General features: G+C 61.2%; 20 protein-coding genes. 7 read left to right on the forward strand and 13 right to left on the reverse strand.

The genetic code is table 11. The features are described 5' to 3' along the window. Positions 1–81: 81 nt before the first annotated feature. The gene (locus tag EE36_RS01350) at positions 82–717 is read left to right on the forward strand and encodes a TetR/AcrR family transcriptional regulator (RefSeq protein ID WP_005848717.1); all 636 of its coding nucleotides are present in this window, start codon (positions 82–84) and stop codon (positions 715–717) included. 10 nt (positions 718–727) lie between these two features. Here the strand turns inward: EE36_RS01350 and EE36_RS01355 are convergent, their stop codons facing one another. Together EE36_RS01355 and EE36_RS01360 are read right to left on the reverse strand one after the other, a co-directional pair. Continuing rightward, a complete protein-coding gene (locus tag EE36_RS01355) occupies positions 728–2,383 on the reverse strand; it encodes an FAD-binding dehydrogenase (protein WP_005848718.1) in 1,656 nt (551 codons plus the stop codon). 10 nt (positions 2,384–2,393) lie between these two features. Then, entirely contained in the window at positions 2,394–3,260 is an 867-nt protein-coding gene (locus tag EE36_RS01360; RefSeq protein WP_005848719.1) for a bile acid:sodium symporter family protein, read from the reverse strand. Between the two features lie 216 nt (positions 3,261–3,476). Here EE36_RS01360 and EE36_RS01365 point away from each other — a divergent pair, with 216 nt between their 5' ends. Continuing rightward, positions 3,477–5,012, forward strand: a complete 1,536-nt coding sequence (locus tag EE36_RS01365; RefSeq protein ID WP_005848721.1) for an AMP-binding protein — start codon at positions 3,477–3,479, stop codon at positions 5,010–5,012. Between the two features lie 123 nt (positions 5,013–5,135). Further along, positions 5,136–5,783 (forward strand): NAD(P)H-dependent oxidoreductase, encoded by a 648-nt coding sequence (locus EE36_RS01370; protein ID WP_139283831.1) that lies wholly within the window; start codon positions 5,136–5,138, stop codon positions 5,781–5,783. A 93-nt stretch (positions 5,784–5,876) separates the two neighbouring features. On the opposite strand, the gene EE36_RS01375 is transcribed toward EE36_RS01370, so the two are convergent. From EE36_RS01375 to EE36_RS01400, 6 genes are all read right to left on the reverse strand, one after another. After that, the gene (locus tag EE36_RS01375; protein WP_005848723.1) at positions 5,877–8,957 is read right to left on the reverse strand and encodes an efflux RND transporter permease subunit; all 3,081 of its coding nucleotides are present in this window, start codon (positions 8,955–8,957) and stop codon (positions 5,877–5,879) included. Then, on the reverse strand, positions 8,954–10,084 hold the full coding sequence (locus EE36_RS01380) for an efflux RND transporter periplasmic adaptor subunit (RefSeq protein WP_005848724.1): 1,131 nt from the start codon (positions 10,082–10,084) through the stop codon (positions 8,954–8,956). The genes EE36_RS01375 and EE36_RS01380 overlap by 4 nt, the downstream gene beginning before the upstream one ends. A gap of 110 nt (positions 10,085–10,194) precedes the next feature. After that, positions 10,195–11,100 carry a cation transporter gene (locus tag EE36_RS01385; protein WP_005848725.1) on the reverse strand — a complete coding sequence of 302 codons (906 nt, stop codon included), beginning with the start codon at positions 11,098–11,100 and terminating at the stop codon, positions 10,195–10,197. Continuing rightward, positions 11,097–11,534, reverse strand: coding sequence for a hypothetical protein (locus EE36_RS01390; RefSeq protein WP_005848726.1), 438 nt, complete (start codon positions 11,532–11,534; stop codon positions 11,097–11,099). Before EE36_RS01390 ends, EE36_RS01385 begins: the two co-directional genes overlap by 4 nt. 104 nt (positions 11,535–11,638) lie before the next feature. Further along, complete coding sequence (locus tag EE36_RS01395; protein ID WP_005848727.1) at positions 11,639–12,415, reverse strand: enoyl-CoA hydratase-related protein; 777 nt, start codon at positions 12,413–12,415, stop codon at positions 11,639–11,641. A 109-nt stretch (positions 12,416–12,524) separates the two neighbouring features. Continuing rightward, positions 12,525–13,403 carry a glycosyltransferase family 2 protein gene (locus EE36_RS01400; protein ID WP_005848729.1) on the reverse strand — a complete coding sequence of 293 codons (879 nt, stop codon included), beginning with the start codon at positions 13,401–13,403 and terminating at the stop codon, positions 12,525–12,527. A 170-nt stretch (positions 13,404–13,573) separates the two neighbouring features. Here EE36_RS01400 and EE36_RS01405 point away from each other — a divergent pair, with 170 nt between their 5' ends. Both EE36_RS01405 and EE36_RS01410 read left to right on the forward strand, forming a co-directional pair. Continuing rightward, positions 13,574–14,323 carry a helix-turn-helix transcriptional regulator gene (locus EE36_RS01405; protein WP_005848730.1) on the forward strand — a complete coding sequence of 250 codons (750 nt, stop codon included), beginning with the start codon at positions 13,574–13,576 and terminating at the stop codon, positions 14,321–14,323. Positions 14,324–14,721: 398 nt separating this feature from the next. Beyond that, positions 14,722–16,512, forward strand: a complete 1,791-nt coding sequence (locus EE36_RS01410; RefSeq protein ID WP_005848732.1) for a Hint domain-containing protein — start codon at positions 14,722–14,724, stop codon at positions 16,510–16,512. A 74-nt stretch (positions 16,513–16,586) separates the two neighbouring features. On the opposite strand, the gene EE36_RS01415 is transcribed toward EE36_RS01410, so the two are convergent. Genes EE36_RS01415 through EE36_RS01425 form a run of 3 tightly spaced genes read right to left on the reverse strand, consistent with a single transcriptional unit; the run spans position 16,587 to position 20,912 of the window. After that, the gene (locus tag EE36_RS01415) at positions 16,587–17,603 is read right to left on the reverse strand and encodes a siderophore-interacting protein (RefSeq protein ID WP_005848733.1); all 1,017 of its coding nucleotides are present in this window, start codon (positions 17,601–17,603) and stop codon (positions 16,587–16,589) included. Then, complete coding sequence (locus tag EE36_RS01420; protein WP_005848734.1) at positions 17,596–18,819, reverse strand: MFS transporter; 1,224 nt, start codon at positions 18,817–18,819, stop codon at positions 17,596–17,598. Before EE36_RS01420 ends, EE36_RS01415 begins: the two co-directional genes overlap by 8 nt. Then, on the reverse strand, positions 18,819–20,912 hold the full coding sequence (locus EE36_RS01425; RefSeq protein ID WP_005848736.1) for a TonB-dependent siderophore receptor: 2,094 nt from the start codon (positions 20,910–20,912) through the stop codon (positions 18,819–18,821). Before EE36_RS01425 ends, EE36_RS01420 begins: the two co-directional genes overlap by 1 nt. Positions 20,913–21,214: 302 nt before the next feature. On the opposite strand from EE36_RS01425, the gene EE36_RS01430 reads away from it, so the two are divergent. Together EE36_RS01430 and EE36_RS01435 are read left to right on the forward strand one after the other, a co-directional pair. Next, positions 21,215–21,655: a hypothetical protein gene (locus EE36_RS01430; RefSeq protein WP_005848738.1), complete on the forward strand. Its 441-nt coding sequence runs from the start codon at positions 21,215–21,217 to the stop codon at positions 21,653–21,655. A gap of 109 nt (positions 21,656–21,764) precedes the next feature. Beyond that, on the forward strand, positions 21,765–22,238 hold the full coding sequence (locus EE36_RS01435) for a Dps family protein (RefSeq protein WP_005848741.1): 474 nt from the start codon (positions 21,765–21,767) through the stop codon (positions 22,236–22,238). A gap of 45 nt (positions 22,239–22,283) precedes the next feature. Here the strand turns inward: EE36_RS01435 and EE36_RS01440 are convergent, their stop codons facing one another. Together EE36_RS01440 and EE36_RS01445 are read right to left on the reverse strand one after the other, a co-directional pair. Then, positions 22,284–22,529, reverse strand: coding sequence for a DUF1289 domain-containing protein (locus EE36_RS01440; RefSeq protein WP_005848743.1), 246 nt, complete (start codon positions 22,527–22,529; stop codon positions 22,284–22,286). A 138-nt stretch (positions 22,530–22,667) separates the two neighbouring features. Next, complete coding sequence (locus EE36_RS01445) at positions 22,668–23,174, reverse strand: superoxide dismutase family protein (RefSeq protein WP_005848745.1); 507 nt, start codon at positions 23,172–23,174, stop codon at positions 22,668–22,670. Positions 23,175–23,316 lie beyond the last annotated feature (142 nt).

Consider the following 23,316-nt stretch of genomic DNA (forward strand, 5'->3'; position numbering starts at 1 on the left):
TCTCTCTTTACGCTTGGGGTTCTGCGCCCCTATCGTTAAGGGACTGCCGAAACCCGCATCGTTGCGCAGAAAGGGAAACCCATGGTCCCGATCATCTTTGGCCCCCTGCGGACCCGTGAAACGCCGCGCCAGTCGCGTGCGGTGACCCGCGTGCATGTCATCCTGAACGCCACGGCGGCGCTGCTGGCCGAGAACCGGTTGCAAGACCTCACCACCACCGCCATCGCGACCCGTGCCGAGGTGCCTGTCAGCTCTATCTATCGGTATTTTCCCACGCTTGATGACGTGCTGCTTGAGCTCTATTCGCAGACCGCCAATGAATTACGCGCCAAGCTTTTTGCCAGCCTAGATGATGTTCACGCCCATACGACGTGGCGGGACCGGTTGCGTGCCGTGCTGGATGTGCAGCGCAGCTATCTGGCGCGGCATCCCTACTACCGCCCGCTGCTGCTGCATTTCGCGACGAAACGCGGGCCGCTCGCGATCGAGGATGACGACCACGATGATCTGGTCCGCTTTCTATGCAACAGATGGGAAAGCGGTGCCGACGGGTTTCAGGGCGGCGATCCCGTGGTGGTGGCCAAAACCACGATCCAGATCTCCCTTGCGATGGAGGATCTGGTCGCGGCGCAAGCGGACCGGCGCAGCTCTCGCCCCTATTCACAAGAGCTGACCAAAGTGCTTGAGCATTATCTGGCGCAATACCTGTCGGATTAGCGCCTGCGGGTCAGGCGATGGTATCCGCCCGCCCCGCCTGCCGCCCCGAAAAGATGCAGCCGCCCAGAAACGTCCCCTCAAGCGCGTTATACCCGTGATACCCACCGCCGCCAAAACCGGCGACCTCGCCCGCCGCGAACAGCCCCGGGATCGGCGTGCCAGCGGCATCCAGCATCTGGCTGTCAAGATTGGTCTGTAACCCGCCCAGAGTTTTGCGCGTGATGATGTTCAGCTTGACCCCGATCAACGGGCCGTTTTCAGGGTCGAGGATCTTGTGCAGTTTGGCCGTGCGTTGCAGCTTGTCGCCGCGATAGTTCCGCGCCGCATGGATCGCCATGATCTGCGCGTCTTTGGTGAAGTTGTTATCGACCTGACTGTCGCGAGCCCTGATCTCGGCCTCGATCTTGTCAAGCGACAACAGATCATTCCCCTCCATCCCATTCATCTTGGTGATGAGCTCGGGCAATGTTTGGGCGACGACGAAATTCTCGCCATGCTCCTTGAAGGCTTCGACGGCGGGGGTCGCGGCCTTGTTCAGGATACGCTGCTGCAAGACTTTGACCCAGCTTTTGTCGGCGAAATCGGGGTTCTGCTCTGACCCCGACAGGGCAAATTCCTTTTTCACGATCTTCTGCGTCGTAATGAACCACGAATAATCAAAGCCCGTATCAAGGATCATCTTCAAAGACCCCAGACTGTCGAACCCCGGGAGTGACGGCGCGGGAAAGCGGTTGCCCTTTGCATCGAACCACATCGACGACGGGCCAGGCAGGATACGGATACCGTGGTTGGGCCAGATCGGGTCCCAGTTCTTCACGCCCTCGGTATAGTGCCACATACGGTCATTGTTGATCAGCTGGCCGCCCGCCGCCTCGCTGATGGCGATCATGCGGCCATCGACGTGGGCGGGTACGCCGGCGATCATCTCTTTCGGGGCGGGCCCAAGACGTGCCGTCGGCCATGACTTGCGCACCAGCTCGAAATCTCCGCCGATCCCGCCAGAGGTGACAACGACAGAGGGCGCGCGCAGTTCGAAATCGCCCACGATATCACGGTTGGTCTTTTGCCCGCGCGATGCCCCGTCCGCCGCCAGCACCTCGCCCGAGACACCGACCGCGGCACCGTTTTCCATGATGATATGCGAACAGCGATGGCGGAATTTCAGCGCGATGCGACCGGCCTGTTCGTGTTCCCGCACGCGGCGTTCGAATGGTTCCATTGTTCCGGGCCCAACACCCCAGGTCAGATGGAAGCGCGGCACCGAATTGCCGTGACCCGACCCAAAGCTGCCGCCGCGTTCGGCCCATCCCACGACGGGAAACCACCGCATCCCCATATCGTACAACCAGCTGCGCATCGGGCCTGCGGCGAAATCGACATAGGCCTCGGCCCATTTGCGCGGCCATGCGTCTTCGGGCCGGTCGAATTGGGCCGATCCCATCCAGTCTTGTAGCGCAAGTTCGCGGCTGTCCTTGATGCCCATCCGGCGCTGTTCGGGGCTGTCGATCAGCATCAGCCCGCCAAGGGACCAGAAGGCCTGCCCGCCCAGAAAGGCTTCGGGTTCCTGATCGATGAGGGTGACCTGTTTACCACGATCAGCCAGTTCGGCTGCGGCGACCAGTCCGGCCAGACCGCCGCCCACGATAATAACGTCAGAGGTATTCATGCAAAGCTCCTTACGCTGTGCCGATGCGGCGGTATTTCAAAACGACGGGCAGGATGATCAGATACATCAGGATACCGTAAACAGCCGACGGCAGCGCATAGGCGGTGAACCCACCCTCGCCGCCGACAATGATCGCGGCAACGGCGATCCCCAGGGTACTGTTCTGCACCCCCGTCTCGACCGAGATGGTCTTGGCCTCGGTCACCGACCGGCCAAGCAGACGCGGCACGACAAAGCCGATGGTGGTCAGCGCGGCCAGCAAGACCAGCAGCGCGGGCCCGATCACCACGATATTTTCCACAAACAGCGCCCAATTCGCCGCCAACGCCGCCAGCACGATCACCGCAAACAGGATCGTCGCCACCGCGCTCAGCTTAGGCTCGGCCCGGGTCATCGCGGCAGGGGCCATCGCCCGCGCGCCCAAGCCAAGCGTGACAGGCACCACCGTCAGGGCAAACATGGTGACAGCGGTTTTGGTGATGTCGATCTCGGGCGCGGCATCGCCCATGAAATATCCCATCGACAGGCCCAAAATCAGCGGCACGGTCACCACACTCGCAAGGCTGATCACCGCCGTCAGCGACACCGACAGCGCCACATCCCCTTTCGCCAGCTTCGAGATCACATTGCTGGTCACCCCACCGGGGCAGGCCGCCAAGATCATGAACCCCACAGCCATTTCCGCGCGGATGCCGAAGCCCAGCACACAGATAAAGGTCACGAGCGGCAGCAGGATGCTTTGGTTCAGCGCCCCGATGAAAAACGCAAGCGGCCGCTGCCCGACACGCGCGAAATCCGCAGGTGTCAGCCCGACACCCAAGGTAAACATGATAAACGCCAAGCCAAGCGGCAAGACGACCGAAATCAGTACATCCACGATTATCCCTCCCAAGACATCTGTGAAAAACAGAATATATTTCCGGTATAGCCGTCAAGTGCCGATTCACCTAAGAGAAATCCGCTCTGCCGTAACGTCGCGCACGGGCCCCCGATGGACCCTTCCCCAAAGTAAGGTTACCTTAGCGTAAGGGAACGAAACAACCTGCGCGCCCGAAGGTGGCGGGCGGGCATTGGCACGATGGGAGTACATCTAATGTCGGATACGGTGATTGCGGATTTTGATCGCAAGCTTGCACGAGAGGCGTTTGAACAGCGCGCGGCGCAGGGCGCTGCGGCGCTGACGCGTCTGGGGGCGGGCGTGGATGTGCCTGTGGCGCTGATCATGCGCAACGATCTGACCCAGCTCGAGGTCATGCGCGCTGCGGCCATGGCCGGCACGGTCATCGTGGCGCAGAACTGGCACGCTGCGGCAGAAGAGGCCGGCGCCATCTGTGACGACAGCGGCGCGCAGTTCGTGATCATCCACCGTGACCTGATCGACGCTCTGCGCCCCGCCCTTGAGGGGCGCACGGTCATCGCGGTCACCCCTGATACCGCGCTGCGTCAAGCGTATGGCATTGATGACGCCGCCGCAAAGACCGACCCCGAGACACCGGAATGGTCCGCGCTGGTAGATGCCGCCGACCCCATCACCCCGCGCGAGATGATGCGCCCGCTGATGCGCTATACCTCGGGCTCGACCGGCAAGCCGAAGGGCGTGCGGCGTTTGGGGGGCGGGCCCAAGCGCGACTTTGAAGAGGTGCTTTCGCGCGTAGGCACCGAGATGTTGCAGCTCAAACCCGGCTCGCGGTTCTTTACGGCAGCGCCGATCTATCACTCGGCACCGTCAACGCTGACCTCTGCCGCGCTGGTCACCCCGGGCGTATCGACCTTTGTCGCGCCCAAGTTCGACCCCGAAAGCTTTCTTGCCACGATCGAGGCTCAGCGCATTACCCATATCTATCTTGTCCCCACCATGATGAGCCGGATGCTGAAGCTCCCCCAAGAGGTGAAGGCAAAATATGACCTGTCCTCGGTGGAATTCTGCGTCTCAACGGGGTCACCGTGGCCACATGACCTGAAAGTAGCGATGATCGACTGGTGGGGGCCTGTGTTCTGGGAAAGCTACGGCGCGACAGAGATCGGGTTTATGACGATGGTATCCTCGGCAGACGCTTTGGCCCGACCCGGCACCGCAGGGCGGATGCAGATGGGCGGCACGCTGATGATCCTTGACCCCGATGGGAACGAGCTGCCCGCCGGTCAGGTGGGCGAGATTTATGCCCGCATGGATGCCTTCGGCGGGTTCGACTATTCCAACGATCCCGAAAGCCGCGCCTCGGCTGAAAAGCACGGGCATTTCTCTGTCGGGGATCTGGGATCGGTGGATGAGGACGGGTTCCTGTTCATCACGGATCGCAAGAAAGACATGATCATCTCGGGCGGGGCCAATATCTTTCCCGCCGAGATCGAGGCGGTGCTGATGCGCGCGCCTTTCATCCGCGATGTCGCCGTCTTTGGCGCGCCTGACCCCGAATTTGGCGAACAGATCGTCGCGGCGGTTGAACTGGCCGACGGGCACAGCGCGGACAAACAGAAGGTGCTTGATTTCCTTGACGGCAAACTGGCCCGTTTCAAAGCGCCTCGGATCGTCGATTTCCACGAGGCCCTGCCCCGCGAAGACAGCGGCAAGATCTTCAAACCCCGCCTGCGTGCGCCCTACTGGGACGGGGCGGGCCGGTCGATCTGACCCTGACCTGACGCCCTTACACCAACTGCGACCGGTGCGAATTGCGCCGGTCTCCTTGTGTTGGGGCGCGGGGATTCCTACATCGCGCCGGTACACACGCCGCCCCGAGCGGCCAAAAACAGGATGATCACGATGACCAGCACCCTACTAGAGCAGTTGAACTGGCGCTATGCGACCAAGAAGATGGACCCGTCCAAGAAAGTCCCTCAGGACAAAGTCGACACCATCGTCGAAGCCATCCGCATGACACCCACCTCAAGCGGCACCCAGCCCTTCGAGCTGCTGGTCGTGACCAACTCCGACAAGCTGGCGCAGATCCAGAAAGCCGCCAGCGACCAGACCCAGATCACCGAAGGGTCACATCTGCTGGTGTTCGCGGCGTGGGATAACTACACCAAAGACCGCATCGACGCGGTTACCGATCTGAATGTCGAAGCCCGTGGCGACCTGCCCTTGCTCAGCGCCTATTACGAGAACCTGAAAAACAACTACCTGCCCCGCGATGCCGAGGTAAACTACGCCCATGCCGCGCGTCAGGCTTATATCGCGCTTGGGGTGGCACTGGTTGCCGCCGCTGAACAAGAGGTCGACAGCACCCCGATGGAGGGTTTCGACCCAGCGAAGGTAGACGAAATTCTGGGCCTAAAAGAGCGCGGCCTGCGGTCGGTGATCCTGCTGCCTCTGGGCTACCGCGACGCGGAATCCGACTGGCTGGCCCCGATGAAAAAGGTACGCAAATCGGCGGAAACGCTGGTCACCCATATCGACTGATTGCTACGGGGCGAAGGGGCGAACACCCGTCTCGCACCGCCAGAAGCATACCAACGCGGGGCCGGTTCTTTGCGACCGGCCCCGCGGTTTTCGTTAGACCGCCGCCTCGCGGGTCAGGCGTTTTGATGCCATCCCCGGCTCTGCCCCCCAGACCGCCACATAGCGGTAAAAGACCGGCGTGAGGAACAGGGTGAAGATGGTAGCAAACCCAAGCCCGCCCACGATCACCCAGCCCACGGCGATGCGCGCTTCGGCCCCCGCGCCCGAGGTCAGGATCAACGGCAAGCCGCCAAAGACGGTCGACACCATCGTCATCATCACAGGACGGATCCGCAGACGCAGCGCGTCCCGGATGGCGCTGTCGATATCCTGCCCCGCCTCGCGCAACTGGTTGGCAAATTCGACGATCAGGATACCGTTCTTCGCCATCACCCCGATCAACATGACCAGCCCGATCTGACTGTAGTAGTTCAACGATCCACCGCTGAGCGAGATCGCGAAAAGCGCCGCCGCCAAACCAAAGGGCACGGTCAGCATGATCACGACAGCGCTGGCGATGCTTTCGAACTGCGCGGCCAGCACAAGGAACACCACCACCAACGCGACGCCGAACACCATATACATCTCTGTCTGGCTGTCGCTTAGCGTCGCCGCCTCGCCGGTAAAGATGATCCCCATCCCGTCGGGCAGCACGCTATCGGCAATCGCCGTCAGACGGGTCATCGCGACGCTAAGATCGATACCGTCGTTCAGGTTCGCCTGCGCCGACACCGCCAGCGACCCGCCCTGCCGTTCCAGCGTGGATTGGCTGACCACGGGCACCAGCTCTGCCGCCGCGGACAGGGGCACATAGGCACCGCCCGGCAACTGCAACTGGATGTTATCAAGATCAGACGGGTCATCAATCGGCGGGCCACCGGGCACGACATTCACATCCGTCTCGATCTCGTCCGCAAAGACGGTGACGGCGACCTTGCCTTGGGTCATTGCGCCGATGGTCTGGGTGATCTCGGCCTCTGTCAGGCCAAAGACGCTCGCCATTTCGGGATCAACGCGGACCTCGTATTGCGCCTGCACCGCGTCGTTGGAAAGTTGCGGGTTCAAAAACGCCTCATCCTGCGCCATCGCCGCGACCAAAGCCTCGGTTGCCGTGGTCATGGCCGCGATGTCCTTGCCTGTCACCGCGAATTGCAATCCCTGCCCGCCGCCCCGGATATTGAGACTGTTGGTCCCCCGCGCAGAGGCCTGAACGCCGGGCACCCGCGCCAGCTTGCCGCTGATCTCGGCGACCAGTGCGGATTGGCTGCGGTCACGATTGCTCCAGTCATCAAGCCGCACGATGATGAAGGCGCTGGTGCCACCGCCAACGCCAACGATGCTTTGAACCGAGGTAACCTCGCCGCTTTCCTGATAGGGGGTCAGGATCTCTTCGACCTGATCAACCTGGGTATCAAGGTAGTCGATCGTGGTGTCAGAGGCACCGCGCGCCTGGACCAGAAAGAACCCGCGATCCTCGTCGGGCGTGATGGCAGAGGGCAAAGTACCCGCCGCGCCCGCCGCCACGATCACAAAGGCCCCCGCCGCCCCCAGCACCACCAACGGCATGCGAATGGCTTTGTCCATCACCGTGTCAAACATCCGCCCGGCCCAGCCTTGCGGCTTTGCCGTTGCCTCAAGCGCGGATTTCCCCGGATCAAGAAAGGCCGCCAGAACCGGTGCCAGAGTCAGCGCGGTGATGGACGACAGCGTGACAGCAAAGGCCAGCACAAAGCCGAACTCGCTGAACACCCCGCCGGCCTGACCGGGCAGGAAAGAGATCGGGATAAACACCGCCGCCAGCGTCGCGGTGGTAGAGATGACGGCAAAGAACACCTCGTTCGTGCCCGCCGCAGCGGCAGCAAAGGCCCCCATCCCCTGTTTACGTTTGCGCACGATATTCTCGATCACGACAATCGCGTCATCCACCACCATCCCGGTCGCCAGCACCAGCGCCAGCAGGCTGATGGTATTGACCGAAAACCCCGTCAGCCAGATCGCGGCGACCGTGCCCACCAGCGACACCGGAATGGTCACCGCCGGGATCATCACCGCACGGGGGGAACGCAGAAAGGCAAAGATCACCACAACCACAATCCCCGTCGCCAAAGCGATGGATTTCATCACCTCGGTCAAGGATCCTCTGATGAATGTCCCATCGTCAGACGTCACGAAAAGCCGAACGCCGTCGGGCAGCGCCGATTGCAGATCAGCCACCGCAACGGCCACATGTTCCGAGATCGACAGCGTGTTGCCCACGGATTGCCGCGTGATGTCCATGCCGACGGCGGTCTGCCCGTTCACGCGGGTCAGCACGGCGTCCTCTTCCGGCAGCAGCCGCACGAACGCCACATCGGAAACGCGCGTATTCGCATCAATCGGGATCTGGCCCACGGTATCAACGGTGACATTCGCGTTGCCGACCCGCAGCGCCAAGGTTTGCGCATCTGAATCCAGCGATCCCAGCGGCGTGTCATCGCGCAGCGCTGCCAGTGCGTCAGAGACATCGAACAGGGTCATCCCCCGACTAAGCAGCGCGGGCATATCCAGCGTCACGCGGAACTCGTTAGGTTGCTCGCCGCGCAGGGTAACCTCTGCAATGCCGTCAATGGTGGACAGCCGGTCATAGACGACGCCCTCGGCCAGCTCGGTCAACGCATCAAGACTCGCGTCGCCCATCAGCGCCAGCCGGATGATCGCATCCGCGTTGCTGTCGCTTTTGGTCACGGTCGGATCATCCTCGATATCATCGGGCAGGTCACGCAACGTGGACGAAACGATCTCGCGCGCCTCATTTGCCGCGACATCGACATCGGTGCCTTCGGACAGATCAATGGTGATCCGGCTCGACCCCGTGGTCGAGGTGGATTCCATATAGGATAACCCCTCAAGCGCGCTCAGGGCATCCTCAAGGACTTGCGTCACCTCACGGTCGACGGTTGCGGGCACCGCGCCTTCATAGGTGGTGCGCACGGATAGAACCGGCTGGTCAACGTCGGGCATTTCCCGCACGTCGACAGCCACAAGCGCCGCGAGACCTGCGATCAGGATCAGCAGGTTGATGACGATCCCGAAAATAGGCCGCGAGACGAATAGATCGGCGAGCCCGCCACGGGGCTTTGCAGGGGTATCGCTCATGACGGTGCCTTTTCAGTCTCGGCACCGACCGCGGTGATTTTCGCCCCGTCCCGCAGCTTTTGCGCGCCTTCGGTCACAACCATCGCGCCATCGGCGATGTCGGCCTCCACCCAGACGAATTCGTTTTTACGGTAAAGGATCGTGATCGGCACCCGCACCGCCGTCCCACCGTCATCGACCCAGACCGCAGCACCCATGCGCGACCACGTCACCGCGGTCGATGGCAAGACCGGCAGCGGTTCGCTTTCATGCAGCAGGCGCACCGCAAAGGTCATGCCCGGCCAGAGGATGCGTTCCGCATTGTCGATCTTGGCCTTCACCGTGACCGAACGCGTGACCGCATCGATCCGGCTGTCGAATGACAGGATTTCTCCGGTGATCGACCGACCGACAAAGGCAGAGGTAGAGACCAGCACCTCATGCGCCTGCCCTAGGACACCGATAGCGCGTTCGGGCAGTTCGAATTCGACCACCAGCGTTTCGGTCTGGTCAATCGTTGCAATCACGTCATTCGCGCCAAGGATATCGCCGACCTCAACCTCACTAAGCCCCAGACGCCCCGAGATGGGCGCGCGGATGGTGCGGTCTTCCAGCGCGACTTCAGCCAGACCCACTTCGGCATCGGCCAGTTGCTGCGCCACGCGCGCCTCTGACTGTGCGACATCGGTAATGGTAGAGTTGCCACCGGCCCGCAGCCGGTCATAGCGGTCGACCGTATCGGTCGCCTGCTGCAGATTGGCGCGCGCGATTTCAAGGTTCAGCTCTTGGGTCCGCGCATCCAACCGCACAAGGACTTCGCCCTGTTCAACGTCGCGGTTCGCAGTCAGCCGGGTTTCGACCACTGTACCGGCGGTTTCAGTCACCACATCCGCACTGCGCAAAGAGGATGCTGTGCCGGTGGCGTATAAAGTCACCTCGTAGGGGCGTTGTTCCAGCGCGGTCGTCACCACCGACGTCGCCCCCCGTGCACGCCCGCCCCCAGGGGGGCCACCTGCAGGGCGCCCACCCGCCGCGGACTGAGGCTGCGCCGCCTCGCTTGTGGCATCCGTGCCGGGCAGGCCAAAGGTGATGGCATAAGCCCCGAACAAAAGCCCGACGGCCACCAGCAAACTCACAAATTTCCGCATTATTCCAACTATCCAGATCAGGTCATTAAGCCATTTAACGTGGGCCTTGAAAATTCCGTCGCTGAAAACGCGACTAAATGCAGAAAAAATTCCAGCGGTCCCGCGGCAGCCTAGTTTTCGGGCTTCACGCTCAGGGTGACCACGCGCCAGGCGTCATCCTCGCCCACCAGCTCTTTCGCGCGCGCCGTATCGGGCAGCAATTCGTCGTCGTCACCGATCACCACGTGCAGATAGCGTCCGGCCTCGCGCAGCTTGACGACGGGCGCGCCGTCCATGCCTTTCTGAACACGATCCGCCAGATCTTGACGCTCGGCAGAGCCAAGCTTGCGCGGCGCACCGTCCAACAGCTCCGCGACCGAGATACGCAGATTGCGCCCACCGTCTTTCAACACGTCCAGTCCGATCAACCCCGCAGCTACGGCATCGGCCCACCAGAACCCCATCGAGATACCGATGATGCCCAGAATACCCGCAACGCCGGTCTTCCAGTCTGCGGCGTTCATGTCAGCGTCCGCATGCAACACCTTGTCCTGAATATCAGGCGCGATGGCCAGCTTCTTGCGGCCCAAGATCACTGGCGGGATGATCGAATAGACCAATGCCGCCACCATCAGCCAGCCCATCCAGATCTCGGTGCCGAACAGGTCGATACTGCCGATGGTGGGATGTTCCTGCCGCACCAATGTGACCACCGCGTCATACACCAGATAGCCGCCCATCAAGGTCAGCGCCGCCGCCGAGAGGGCAAAGGCCAGGGTGCCGATGCGGTGCAGGCCAAAGGGGTACTTCGGGCTTGGTGGCATCCGTTCAAGCCGCGCGGCGATCAGGAACAAGATCGGCGGCAACAGCGATAGCGTGTCTTCGATCCACGCCGCCTGCATCGCCTGACTTGATCCCATGACCATGAACATCACGAAAATGATCGTGACCAGCCAGAACAGCGTCCACCATTCCAACCGACGCGCTTTCGCGATTTTCTCGGCGATCTCTTGCGGCAGCGGGGGGTAGCGGTTCATTCCTGCGCCTCCCGCGTCAGCGGACGCAGCGCCATATTGGACCGCATGAGAAACCGGTTCTCGCCGCGCCGCAGCAGCAAGACCCGTTCGGGACGGTCGGCCCCGACGGTCACATATCCGATGGGGTTGGTCATGCCCGTATGCTCTGTCAGCGGTGAATCTTTCGGTATCCCGCCCGCCAGCAGATGCAGATCACCCCCCTCAAGCGCGTCAAGCATCTGGTGCGGGTTCTCGCGATGCCATTCGATTTGCGCATCAAGTGCCGCGGCGATCAATGTCACCGCCTGCAGGTCTTGATCCGGCAAAGGATCATGCAACGCGCCGACCTTCAGCACGGCACCCTGCACGGTATCAGTGGTGTTTTCGGGGTCTTTCGGCAACTGGCAGGCAGCCAGAACGACCAAAAGAGCAGCGGCGATGAGGTGGCGGTACATGATCAAAACCCTTCAGGGCGACAACTGCACAGATCATGATTTCGTTCCCGCGGGGCCGACACCCGCAGGAACCAGAGGGGGTCGCAGCCCCCTTCGACAACAGATCACCCGTTAAAGCGGGGCGCCCGTTTTTCGAGGAACGCGGCCACGCCCTCTTTGAAGTCGGGAGTATTCCCCGCTTCTTTCTGCCACTTGCGCTCGTTCGCCAGTGCGGTGTCAAAATCAGTGTCGGCGGCGCTCCACGCGGCTTTGCGGATCAAGGCAAGGCTGCGCACCGGCCCGTTCGCCAGTTTGATCGCGATCTCAAGCGCGGTGGCGTCAACCGCGTCATTCTCGACCAGCCGCGTCACCAGCCCCCAGTCAAACGCCGTCGGCGCGGGAATTTTCTCGGCCAGCAGCATCATCTCCATCGCGCGCACGCGGCCCACGGCGCGTGTCAGCAACCACGTCGCCCCGCCATCGGGGATCAGCCCGATCCGCGCAAAGGCTTCAAGGAAATAGGCATCACGACCGGCGACAATCACATCACAGGCAAGCGCAATCGACGCGCCCACACCCGCAACCGCCCCCTGCACGGCAGAGACCACGGGCACCGGCAGATCGCGAAGCGTCATCATCAACGGGTTATAGGCATTTTCAAGCGCGGCACCCGCGTCGAGCTCTTTGCCACTTTCGATCGTCCCCTGCTTGAGGTTCGCCCCCGCCGAGAACGCGCGCGGCGACCCCGCCAAGACAATCGCCCGCGCTGTCTGTGCTTCGCGTTCCAGCAGGTCACGCAGCTCTAGCGCCATGGCAGAGGTCAGCGCGTTCATCGTCTCGGCATCATCGAGTCGCAGCACTGTCACCGGCCCGTGCCGTTCGACCTTGATCTTATTCGTCATCCTACTCTCCTCCCACGCATTCTACGGTCTGTGTCGGGGTATCCCACCACGGGAACAGGGCATGGTAAAGGCGCCATCACCGGAACCCGCAGCGTCGAAAGGTCACTGATCAGGTATCGCCAAACGTCGCGGCGACCCACTCCGGCAAGGTCGCCCGCTGCTCGAACACTGTCGATTTCGCCCGCAGCACGTTTTCTTTGGTGTCGCGCACCGGCTCCGCGCTGATCGTGGCGTAGGCGTGATCGCGCGCGACCTCCCATGTCTCGTCGCGAAATCCCGCCAATCGGGCATAGAACCGTGCCGCCGTCTGGTCTGCCTCTTTCCACGCGGTACCGGGCAAGCCGCGCCCCGGCATGTTCCCCACATCGGTCCGATGCTGGTTCGCCGTCTCTAACGCGTCGATATTGGCGTATTTCAGATGCATCAGATAGACACCGCGCGGCAGGTCAAACACCGCCGTTTCAATGCGCTTGGGCCCGACCCATATGCCGTGGCGCCACAGCCCCGTGCCGCGTTTGGTCACCCATGCCTTGCTGTAGTGCCCCGAGAACACCGCCGTGCGCCGATGGCCAAGAGCCATTTGCCCCGCCGCGAGCACATCATCCTCCAAGGTCTCTGCCACATTGAGACCAAGCGCGAACATCGACTTTGCCGATGCCGTCTCTAACACCGCGTGCAGTGACGTATATAGTTCAGGATCATAACAGATCAGCTCGTCCGCATCGGTGCGGATCACCCAGTCGAAAGACACAGCCAGCCCATCGGCAAAACTGTTCAGCACTTGCCCGCGGCGCCGGTCGAACCCTTCCAGCGTTTCGCGGGGCACGGTGATCACGGTCGCACGCGGGCAAAGGCTGGCGATCCTGGCGTCGGCCCCGTGGGCGACAATATAGAGGTTATCAAACCCCAGCATGCGCCCATAATGCGCGTACCACTGGGACAGCGCCCAGTAGTCTTTGTAAACCATTGTGATCGCGCAAATATTCATGGCTTCCTTTTACGCGCTTTGCGATTTTCCGAACAGGGTATTTTGTCACGCACCGGCCTGACGCCTCCAAACTCCCTTACGCAAAAGGATGAACGCCTTGTTCCAGCCATATTTTATGTTGCTTTTTGGCGACACCGTTGCCATTATGTTGCCTAGGCCGGGGGGCGAACATGTCATTGGAAAAGCTGATTGATTTGGCAGGTGCCGCGAAAGCGGGCACGGGCGATGTTGCGTTTTGGGACAGCTGCACCCAAACCTTCGCCGATCTGGGCGTCACCGGCATCGGCTATGGCATCATCCCTTACGCCAGTGACGCGACCGTGCGCGGGTTTACCCAAGCCGGTTTCTTTCGCCACACCTACCCCCAAGACTGGGTCACCGCGGTCGAGGAACAGGCGCTGGTGGATGACGACATCTCGGTCGAGTTGATCGCCAATGGCACGAAAGAAGTGCTGTGGAATGACACCAGCCTACTGGACCACGCGACCGAGCCGCAACAGATGCAATCCGAGCTTGAGAATGACATCGGCATGCAGTTCGGTGCGTCTTTCGCACTAACCCGCACGCCCGCGGGTCAGGCCATCTCCGGCATCGGTCTTTGGGTGAGCGAGACACGCAGCGACCGCGAATTCGATCTTTACTGGCAACAGCATCGCAGCGCGTTACGACGTTTGTCCTTTGCGATGGATGAAGGCATCCGCCGCGATCACATGAGCGTGCTGGTCAACCTCACCCCGCGCGAGCGTGACTGCCTCAGCTATCTTGCCATCGGTCTGCGCCCGGCCGAGATCTGCTGGACCCTCAAGATCAGCGAAAAAACCTTCGAGAAACACATCAAGGGCGCGAAAGAAAAGCTGCGGGCCAGCACACGCGATCATGCGGTCGCCAAATCAATGGTTTTAGGGCTAATCCAACCGTAGATGGGGGTTTTCCCCCGCTTGATCTACCCTTGGGTTACTGGCAGGTAGAGCGCATAGAACGGCATCACGATTTTCTCCAAGCAGGCCGGTGAGATAGGGCATATTCACGCTGCCTTTTCTCGTCATACTGGCATTGCTTCGCAAGTAATTCTTAGACCAAAGCGCGGGGTGGCAGTAATGCCGCCCCCATTTTGTATCCACTGGTCGTAAAACGTGAACCACCACGCCGCCCACAACTGACGCGAGAGGGTCGCTACGTCAACTTATCACAAAGCCGTCAAATCCGTTGCCAGATGCGCATACCGCGATAAAAAGAACGTTAGTTTTTTCACGATTTGCGAAACCTTTGCCGACTTCGGACCGTGGTTTCTTGCAGAAATCACGCGGAGCAGACGACAATGGCAGCGATCAACGGCACGACGGGGACAGACACCCTTCAAGGTACAGCAGAAGACGACCGGATCGATGCAGGTGCCGGCAACGACCGCGTGTCTGGCGAAGGCGGCGACGACCGTATCGACGGTGGCGCGGGCGATGACCTGCTGTATGGTGATGCAGGCGTCGGTACGGCACCGGGCAACGACGCGTCTCCGATCACGTTGTCTTATGCCAGCCGCCTTTTCAACACGGGCAACTCAGCCGACGAAGGCGACAGCGTCTTTTATGACAACGTGGCAACGTTGGACAATGGCGGCGGCGTTTTCGCGCGGCTGGTGCTGGTCGACACCTCGAATGACGACATGCCCATCGACCTTACCGGTGGCACCGGCTTCGAGATCCTGCTGAACTCTGGTGATGGAAGCAGGAGCAGGTATGCCGGTGAAACCGCGACCTTCCGGCTCGAATTCTACGACCGTCAGCACTACGTCGATACGGGCGAGTTCAAGCCGATCGCGCTGAATTCCACCGCAACCTTCAACGATCTGGATCGCAACAACCCCGGCGATCAGGAATCCGTGACGCTGGACACCAACAGCTTCACCTCCTTCGCGACCAGCGATGACACTTCGTTGAATGTCACCAATGCCGATGGCACCGTAACCGCAGCGGGCACCGAGGCGAACTCCCCCGACGATCAGGATGCGTGGTTCTCGGGCCAGTTCGAGAACCGAGAGTTTATCGAATTCACGCTCGAAACCCGTTCCACACAGTCGGGCTTCACCCTCTCTGGCGACCTGATTGACGACGCCGTTGTGACCCCGATCGAAGCGGGCAATGATACCATTCTGGGCGGCGAGGGCGACGACACGATCTTTGGTCAGGGCGGGAACGACAGCCTGGACGGTGGCGAAGGCGACGATCAGATCGAAGGCGGCGACGGGCAGGATACAATCACCTCGGGTGGCGGCAACGATCGCGCCGAAGGGGGGCAAGGCTCCGACCTGTTCAACTTTACCTCGGGCGGCAATCACACCATCGTGGGCGGCGAAGATGCCGACGGAACAGATGTCGACGTTCTGAACCTCAGCGGGCTGGATCGGTCGCAGTACACGCTGACCAAAACGGGCCCTGAATCCGGCACGATCGAATTCCGCGATGCGAACGGCAACGTGACCGGCACCACAACCTACTCTGAGATCGAAGAGGTCGTGATCTGCTTTACCCCCGGCACCACCATTGCCACGCGACGGGGCGAGATTCCGGTGCAGCAGATCAAGGTCGGCGATCTGGTCGTCACCCGTGACAACGGGATGCAGCCGGTCCGCTGGGTGGGCCGCCGCAATCTGGGGCGCGACAACCTGCTGCGCACCCCCGGCTTCAACCCCGTTCGGATCAAGGCCGGTGCCTTTGGTGAAGGCGTGCCGCAGCGCGATATGATGGTCAGCCCGAACCACCGCATGCTTGTCGCCTCCGAAACGGCCGAGGTCATGTTCAGCGAACGTGAAGTTCTGGTCGCGGCGAAACATCTGGTCGGGTTCAATGGGGTCGACACTGTCACGCCGGACAAGGTCAGCTACATCCACATGCTGTTTGACAACCACGAGGTCGTGTTTGCGGATGGCACATGGGCCGAAAGCTTCCAGCCGGGGGCACATTCGATGGCCGGCATCCAGTCCGAACAACGCAGCGAGATCCTGTCGCTGTTCCCCGAACTCGATGCGGCTGACGGCATGTCCAACTTTGTCGCCGCCCGCCGGTCCCTGCGCGCGCATGAGGCGCAACTGCTGGTATCCGCCAGCGCCGCGTAAGGCGCGCCGTCCGGTGCAAGTAACGAAAAGGCAGCCCTTTCACCGGCTGCCTTTTTTGCGTGGATGACAGGGTTTTACCAAAAGGCCGAGATGTAAGACCGCTCGGCCGCGCCGCCGTGCTCTTTCCACGTCTTGCGCACTTGCGTCGCCAACGCCTTTTGCCCCGCGAACCATAAAAACCCGTCCGCCGCAGATGACACTGCGTCGCAGGCCGCCTGCCCCATCGTGGGACGCTCGGCCGCGCTGGCGATAACGACCTCCAGGCCTGTGTGCTTTGGCAGCGGATAATGCGCGGCATCTACATGCGATGGATACAGCATGATGCGCCCGGTCAGATCGGGGTTCGCCTCCATAATACGGGCGATGGCCGGAAAGGCGGTATCATCGGCAAATCCGAACACCGGCCCCGTGATCGTACAGCCGCCGCCCCCCGGTCCGGTGACAAGGATCTGCGTCCCCAGTTCAACGCTGCGCGCCCAATCGGTGGTGCGCCCGCCTTCGTGGATAAAGAGATCAAACACCAACAACCCGTTTTCCCGATCCACCCGCCGCGCGGTATAGACCGGCAGATGCAGCTTGTGCTCACCCTTGGGCCAGACCGTTGCCCCGTTCTCTCCGATGCGGGGCCATTGGGGGGTCTTGCCCGGTTGCGCGATGCCAAGGCGGAAATGGATCGCACTGTCAGAGAACCGCGCCACATCGCCCGCCAGCGTGACCCGCATAAACCCGCAATCCAGCATCTCGCGGTGCTGCACCGTCATCAACCTCGCGTTATCGGGCAAGGCACCCTGACGCACCCCATCCGACCAGCGGATCGCCTGCGCCGCATCGGGCATGACGCTGCCGATCTGATCCACCAGACTGTCCTTCAACGTCTGCAGGAAATCGGCGCGCGCGGTCGATATCTCGGCCCTGCAATGGGCACCCGACGGGGCAAAGGCGATCCGCCCATAATAGGTGCCCAGGACAATGCCCTGTGCGCCATCCTGTTCGACGTGCAGGTCATGCTCTGCCGCTTCGGCCAAGGTGGCCTGACGCAGCGCGGCGAAGTTGACGCCGGGCAATTCGGTTTGTGCAGTGTGATCAGACATGGGCCACCCCCTGTTGCGGTGCGCGCTGCCCCGAGACCCGCCAGATCAGCGGCAATGCCGCAAGCGAGACGGCACAGGCCACACCAAAAAAGAAACCGTAACCAAGATGCTCGGCGATGACCCCGGCGACCATGCCCGAGACCATGCTCACCGCCGCATCCATACATTGGAACAAGGTAAAATCGACGCCGCCCTGCCGCGGGTCGGACCAGTTCATGAACTGCCCGTAAAGGGCGACGAAACCAAAGGCCATGACGGCCGCGCTGCTGACCATCGCAATCGGGGCCACCGTCGCCGCGGCGAAAACGCCACCCGCCGCCGACAGACCAACCACCCCGAGGATCAGCGCCTGAAGCGCCACCGCGCCGGCCAGCACCACGCGGGTGCCAAAACGGCGCACCACCGCGCCGCCGGTCATCGCCCCCGCAAAGCCCAAGGTCAGGCTGCCGACCCCGCTGAGCAGCCCAAGCTGACCCAGATCATAGCCCGCATCGATAAAGTAAGGCCCGAACATCCCCATCGCGGTTTTCTGCGCCACGACATAAAGCGCCGCGACCAGCAACCCCTGACGCACCTCGGCGCGGGCCAAGGCGGTTCTAAGTCGCGGTTGATGCGGTCGCGCCTGCGCGGTTTTCGCCCGCGCGATGATCGCAAAGGGGACGCAGAGCACAGCAATCACCGCCGCCATCCCCCATGCGCCCGCCAGCCATCCGGCGCGGTCAACGAGGATCAGAAACACGCCCCCGCCGATCGCAGCCCCCAGATAGGCACCGCCCACCTGCGCCGCATTGCCCCAGCCGTATTCCGTCTCCTTCAACGCCGCCACGGCATAGCCGTCGCAGGCAATATCCACCGTGGCCGTCGCAAAGGCTGCCACCATCAGCACCGCCAAAACAGGCAGCACCGGCGACGGGCCGATCAGCCCCACCACGAAAAGCGCCGCGATCACCACCGCAGCGCCGAGTGTTACAATCGTGACCGACCGGTCCCGCCCGCCATCCGGCAGCCGGAACCGTTCAACCCTCGGTGCCCAAAGGAACTTGAGCGCCCAAGGCAGCACCAGCACCGAGATCAACCCGATCTGATCCAGGGGCAGCTTCTGCGCGCGCAACACCCCCGGCAGCCCCGACCATGTGACACCCGCAATCACGCTTTGCGCGATATAGATGCCACCGATCGCGCCGACGACACCCCAAGCTCCCCCGGACCGCGCCATCAGAAGCGGTAGCTGACGCTGGCCGTAGCGGTGCGCCCTTCGTAGCGATAGCAATAGTCCGCGCTGCAGGTCTGGTCTGTGTTGTCAAAGACGTTCTTGACGTTGATCTGCGCGCTCAGCCCCTCATAGCCGACTTCGCCAAAGTCATAGGACAGCGACAGATCGGCAAAGACTTCGGCATCGTTCTTGTAGGTATTTGCATCGTCGCCATAGCTTTCGCCGACATAGCGCAGACCCGCCCCGAAGCCAAAGCCCTTGAACGCCCCGCTTTGCGGCTCGTAGAAGCCCCAGATCGATGCGGTGTGATGCGGCGTGGCCGACAGCTGGTTGCCCACGGTGCCGGTGGACCCTGCCTCGATCTCCATATCCAGATAGGTATAGGCGCTGGTCACGCGCAGACCATTGGCAAAGTTGAACTGGCCTTCAATCTCCAGCCCGCGCGAGCGCAGGTCATAGGGCACCTGCACCTGGTTCAAGCCATTGAACGTCGCCGGATCAACTGTCTGGAAGACAACCCCGTCCTCTTGACGGATGTCAAACAGTGACGCGGTGATCAGGCTTTCCGTGCCCGGCAGCTGGTACTTGACGCCCACTTCCTTTTGCAGCCCGCGTGTCGGCTCTGCCGAACGGCCGCTGTTGGGGTCGGTGCTGTCGTCATAGACCAGCCCTGTGGTCGGCACGAAAGAGCTCGACACATTGGCATAGACAGACAGGTCGGTGTTGAACGCATAGCTCAGACCGACGCGACCCGAGAAACCGTTATGCGATGTATCGGTGCCGTTCTGATTGGCGTCAAAGGTGGTCATATCGACCCAGTCGTAGCGACCGCTCAGGAACATCGTCCAGGGGCCGGAGCTCAGCTGGTCGTGCACATAGACGCCATACTGATACATCTCCTGACCATTGGAATAGGGCTGATCCATCGCGTCCGTGTCGGCAGCAGAGACATAGCCGACACCGCCATAATAGGCGTCATAGGACGACTGCGTGTAATCGAAACCGGCCACAACCGTGTGGTCAAACGCACCGGTAGAGAAATGTCCCTCGGCATAGGTATCGACCGAGAAATTCTCGGAATTCTCAAGGTAATGGCCCCAGTAGCGCCCGAACCCCGTGCCCGCCGCATAGATGCCGCTAAACTCAAGATCCGCATCCACTTCGGAATACCGCAGGTTCTGGCGCAGGGTCACGCCATTGTCCATCTCGTGCTCAAGCTCGTAGCCGACGCGCCATTGTTCGTTCACAAAGTCATTATAGTCAGGATCGCCGACATAGATATCAGACGCTTCGCCCTGCGACGGGTTGTAGTAGGACGCCGTACCGCCGCGTGTTGATTCAGAATATTCTGTCAGCACGGTGATCTTGGTCCGGTCCGTCAACTGATAGGTGAAGGACGGCGCCAGCAGCGCCAGATCATCGCTATAGCCCGGTAGCGGCGTATCCGCATCCCGCGCCACACCGGTCAGACGATAGCTGAGCCGTCCGTCGGTGCCGACGGGGCCGGTGAAATCGAACGCCAGCTCTTTGCGGCTGTCGGTGCCAAAGGTGAGCTTGAGCTCGTTATAGGCGTCGTCCTTGGGGCGTTTGGAGATGATGTTTACCAGACCGCCCGCACCGCTGACGCCATACATTGACGACGATGGCCCCTTCAGCACGGAAACCCCTTCGAACGTGTAGGGGTGGTTCTGGAACCACGCCGACGGCCCGTTAACCTGACGCAGGCCATCGCGGAACAACCCGTCATAATAGGCCGAGAAACCGCGCAGATAGACCGCGTCATAGCGCGAGTCGAAACCGAAGTTGGTGACATTCGTCCCCGAGGTATAGCCCAAGGCGTCCAGCAGCGTGCGCGGCTCCTGATCTTCGATCTGGTCCTGCCCGACGGTGCTGATCGCTTGGGGGATGTCACGGATGGGGGTGTCTACGCGCGTGGCCTGACGCCCCGATTCGGCCACATACCCGTTTTGCAGCAACGTCGCATCGCTTTCCGCCTCAAGCGTGAGCGTCCCCAGATCAAGCGTATCCGCTTCCTGCGCATAGGCGGGGTGTGATGCGGCCAGCGCGGCCACCAAGGCAATCCTTGAAATTTGCATGGAATTCTGTCCCTTACTGTTTTAGTCGGAAATGAACCGCCTCGCGGCTATTGTCAAACTGAAATAGTAAGGTATTCACTTACCCGAGACCTAATCAGGTCAGCGCGCCGGCGCAAGCCGCTGCGTCACAAACTTGGCCGCCCCAAGCGGCATCCTGCCTACCCCCATGTATTTACATAATATTTTCAAATACCCCACTAAAACACTCCCCCTTGTCGGGGCGATGCTTATACCCTATAAATAAAGTAAGATATTCAACCGGACAGGTCCGACCCCTGCCCCATGTATGGACTTCTCTTGATATGGCATCTTTGGCGACCCTTCCGATCCTCGACCGCGACGACGCTCCGGCACAGGCTCCCGCCCCCCGTATCACGCCCGAACAACGCGCCGCGCTGACCCATTTGCGGATGTCGGCGATGGCCTGCCGCGTCGCCGCGCGCACGGATCTTTACGAAGCCTGCGCCCTGCTCAGCCTTGATGGCGAGGACGCGAAACGCACATTTGTGGATACGCTGATCAAATGTCTGCCGAATGCGGTGCAGCGCAAGGTAGTCTGGTTCGCGCCGGGCACAGACACGCTATCGTTCGACGAAGCATGGATCCTGCGCTGCCTGACCAGCATCCGCGAGGACGATCCCGCCAGTCTCAACTTCCTGATCAAGTCGCGCGTGGCCCCTGCGGACCGACGCTATATCGGCTATCTTCTTGGACAGATTTCCGAGCAGTTTTCTCAAGTTTAGAATAATTCCAAAAAGACCTTGGCAAACCGTTTTTGGTGTCTATGTTGAATGGACAGCAAGCTAGTACCGTGCCAGCCAGTCAGAATTTTAATCACTTGGGGACGAGAAAATGAACCAGACAGCAGCTGCTTTGACAACCGATGCAAAAACAGCAATCGCCGATGCATTGAACCAATGCGTTGCGGAAACCGCCGTGACGACAATGCTGGCGCAAAACTTTCACTGGAACGTAAAAGGCATGGGTTTCGGCCCGCTGCACGACCTGTTCCAGAAGATCTACGAAGACCACTTTGTCGCGCAGGATGATCTGGCAGAGCGTATTCGCGCCCTTGATGTCCATGCCGAAGGGATGCTTGCAGGCATGCTGAAGCGGTCCAAGATCAACGAACATGATGGCCACGCCAACGACAAGGAAATGATCCGCATCATGATGGAAGCGCAGGAAACGCTGGCCTCCACCATCGCGGGCGCGGGCCAGTTGGCCGCCGACCACGGCGACACGCTGACAGAAGATCTGTGCATCGCACGCGGGACAGAGCACGAGAAATTCGCGTGGTTCCTGCGCGCACACCTCGCAGGCTAACCCGCCCCTCCGCTGATCCCGTCAGCAGCCAAAATCAAATCGCGGCTAGAGAAGCTTCTCGGCCGCGATTTTGCGTTTTGCCAGCTTCTTGCGATACGCCAGATCCCAATGGCTGTATTTGCCCAGACGTTCCTGTTGCGCGGTCAGCATCTGGACAAAGCCCACGCGGTGGCTTTCTTTTTTCAGCGACTTGAACATGGATTTCTGCGCCTTGGTCATCGAACACCCGATGCAATGGCCTTCGCGTTTGAACTTGCACACGTCGATGCAGGGGCTGGGTGTTTTTGCCATGGGAAACCTTGCTGATTGATCCGGCGGTTTGCCCCCTGCCCGTGCAGGGTGCCAGCGGTAGCCTATGCCAGCAAAAGCAAGGCCGCGCCAGTGGGGGCGCGGCCTTGGTCGTTCAAATCATCGTTTGCCGAAGGGGGATCAGGCGGGATCAGCACCAAAGACACCGCAGGCAATCCGGTCGCCCGCATCGCCCGAGGGTTGCGAGCTGTAATCGTCCTGCCCGCCGTGGATCACAAAGGCAGCGCCGTCGTCATCCATCAGATGCTCTTCGACATTCAGGAACGGCAAGAACACTTCCTGCTCTACAGTACCATCACTGCCCACCGTGACATTCGGCATATCACCGGGGTGTGGGCCACCGGCGGTCAGCACGCCATGCTCGCGGTCCCCCGCGATATGCCCGCCAGCGGATTTGAACCCGTCGCCGGAACAATCACCGGTTTCATGCAGGTGCACCGCGATGCCCCCTGCGGGCAGGTTTGACAACGACAGTTTTGCCAGCGCCACGCCGGACTCGGTATCCTGGACCGTCACGGTTCCGACCTCTGCCCCTTCGGCATCCATAACCGGCGCAGTCGTCTCGGCGGCGAAAGCGGCGCTTGTCATCAGCCCGCAGGCCACGGCGGTGGTGAGTGCGAATTTCATTGGGATCTCCCTTTTCATGTTTGGGTTTGAACCGGCCAGCTGTGGTCGATTGGTCCAAGACCAACCCACCGCATTTACCCAAAGTTCCAAGCCCCCGTGCTCAAACGGCCAAACCACGCGCATCGGCAGAAGTTAGCCGCCC

This window comes from Sulfitobacter sp. EE-36 (genome assembly GCF_000152605.1).
Lineage (GTDB): Bacteria > Pseudomonadota > Alphaproteobacteria > Rhodobacterales > Rhodobacteraceae > Sulfitobacter > Sulfitobacter pontiacus.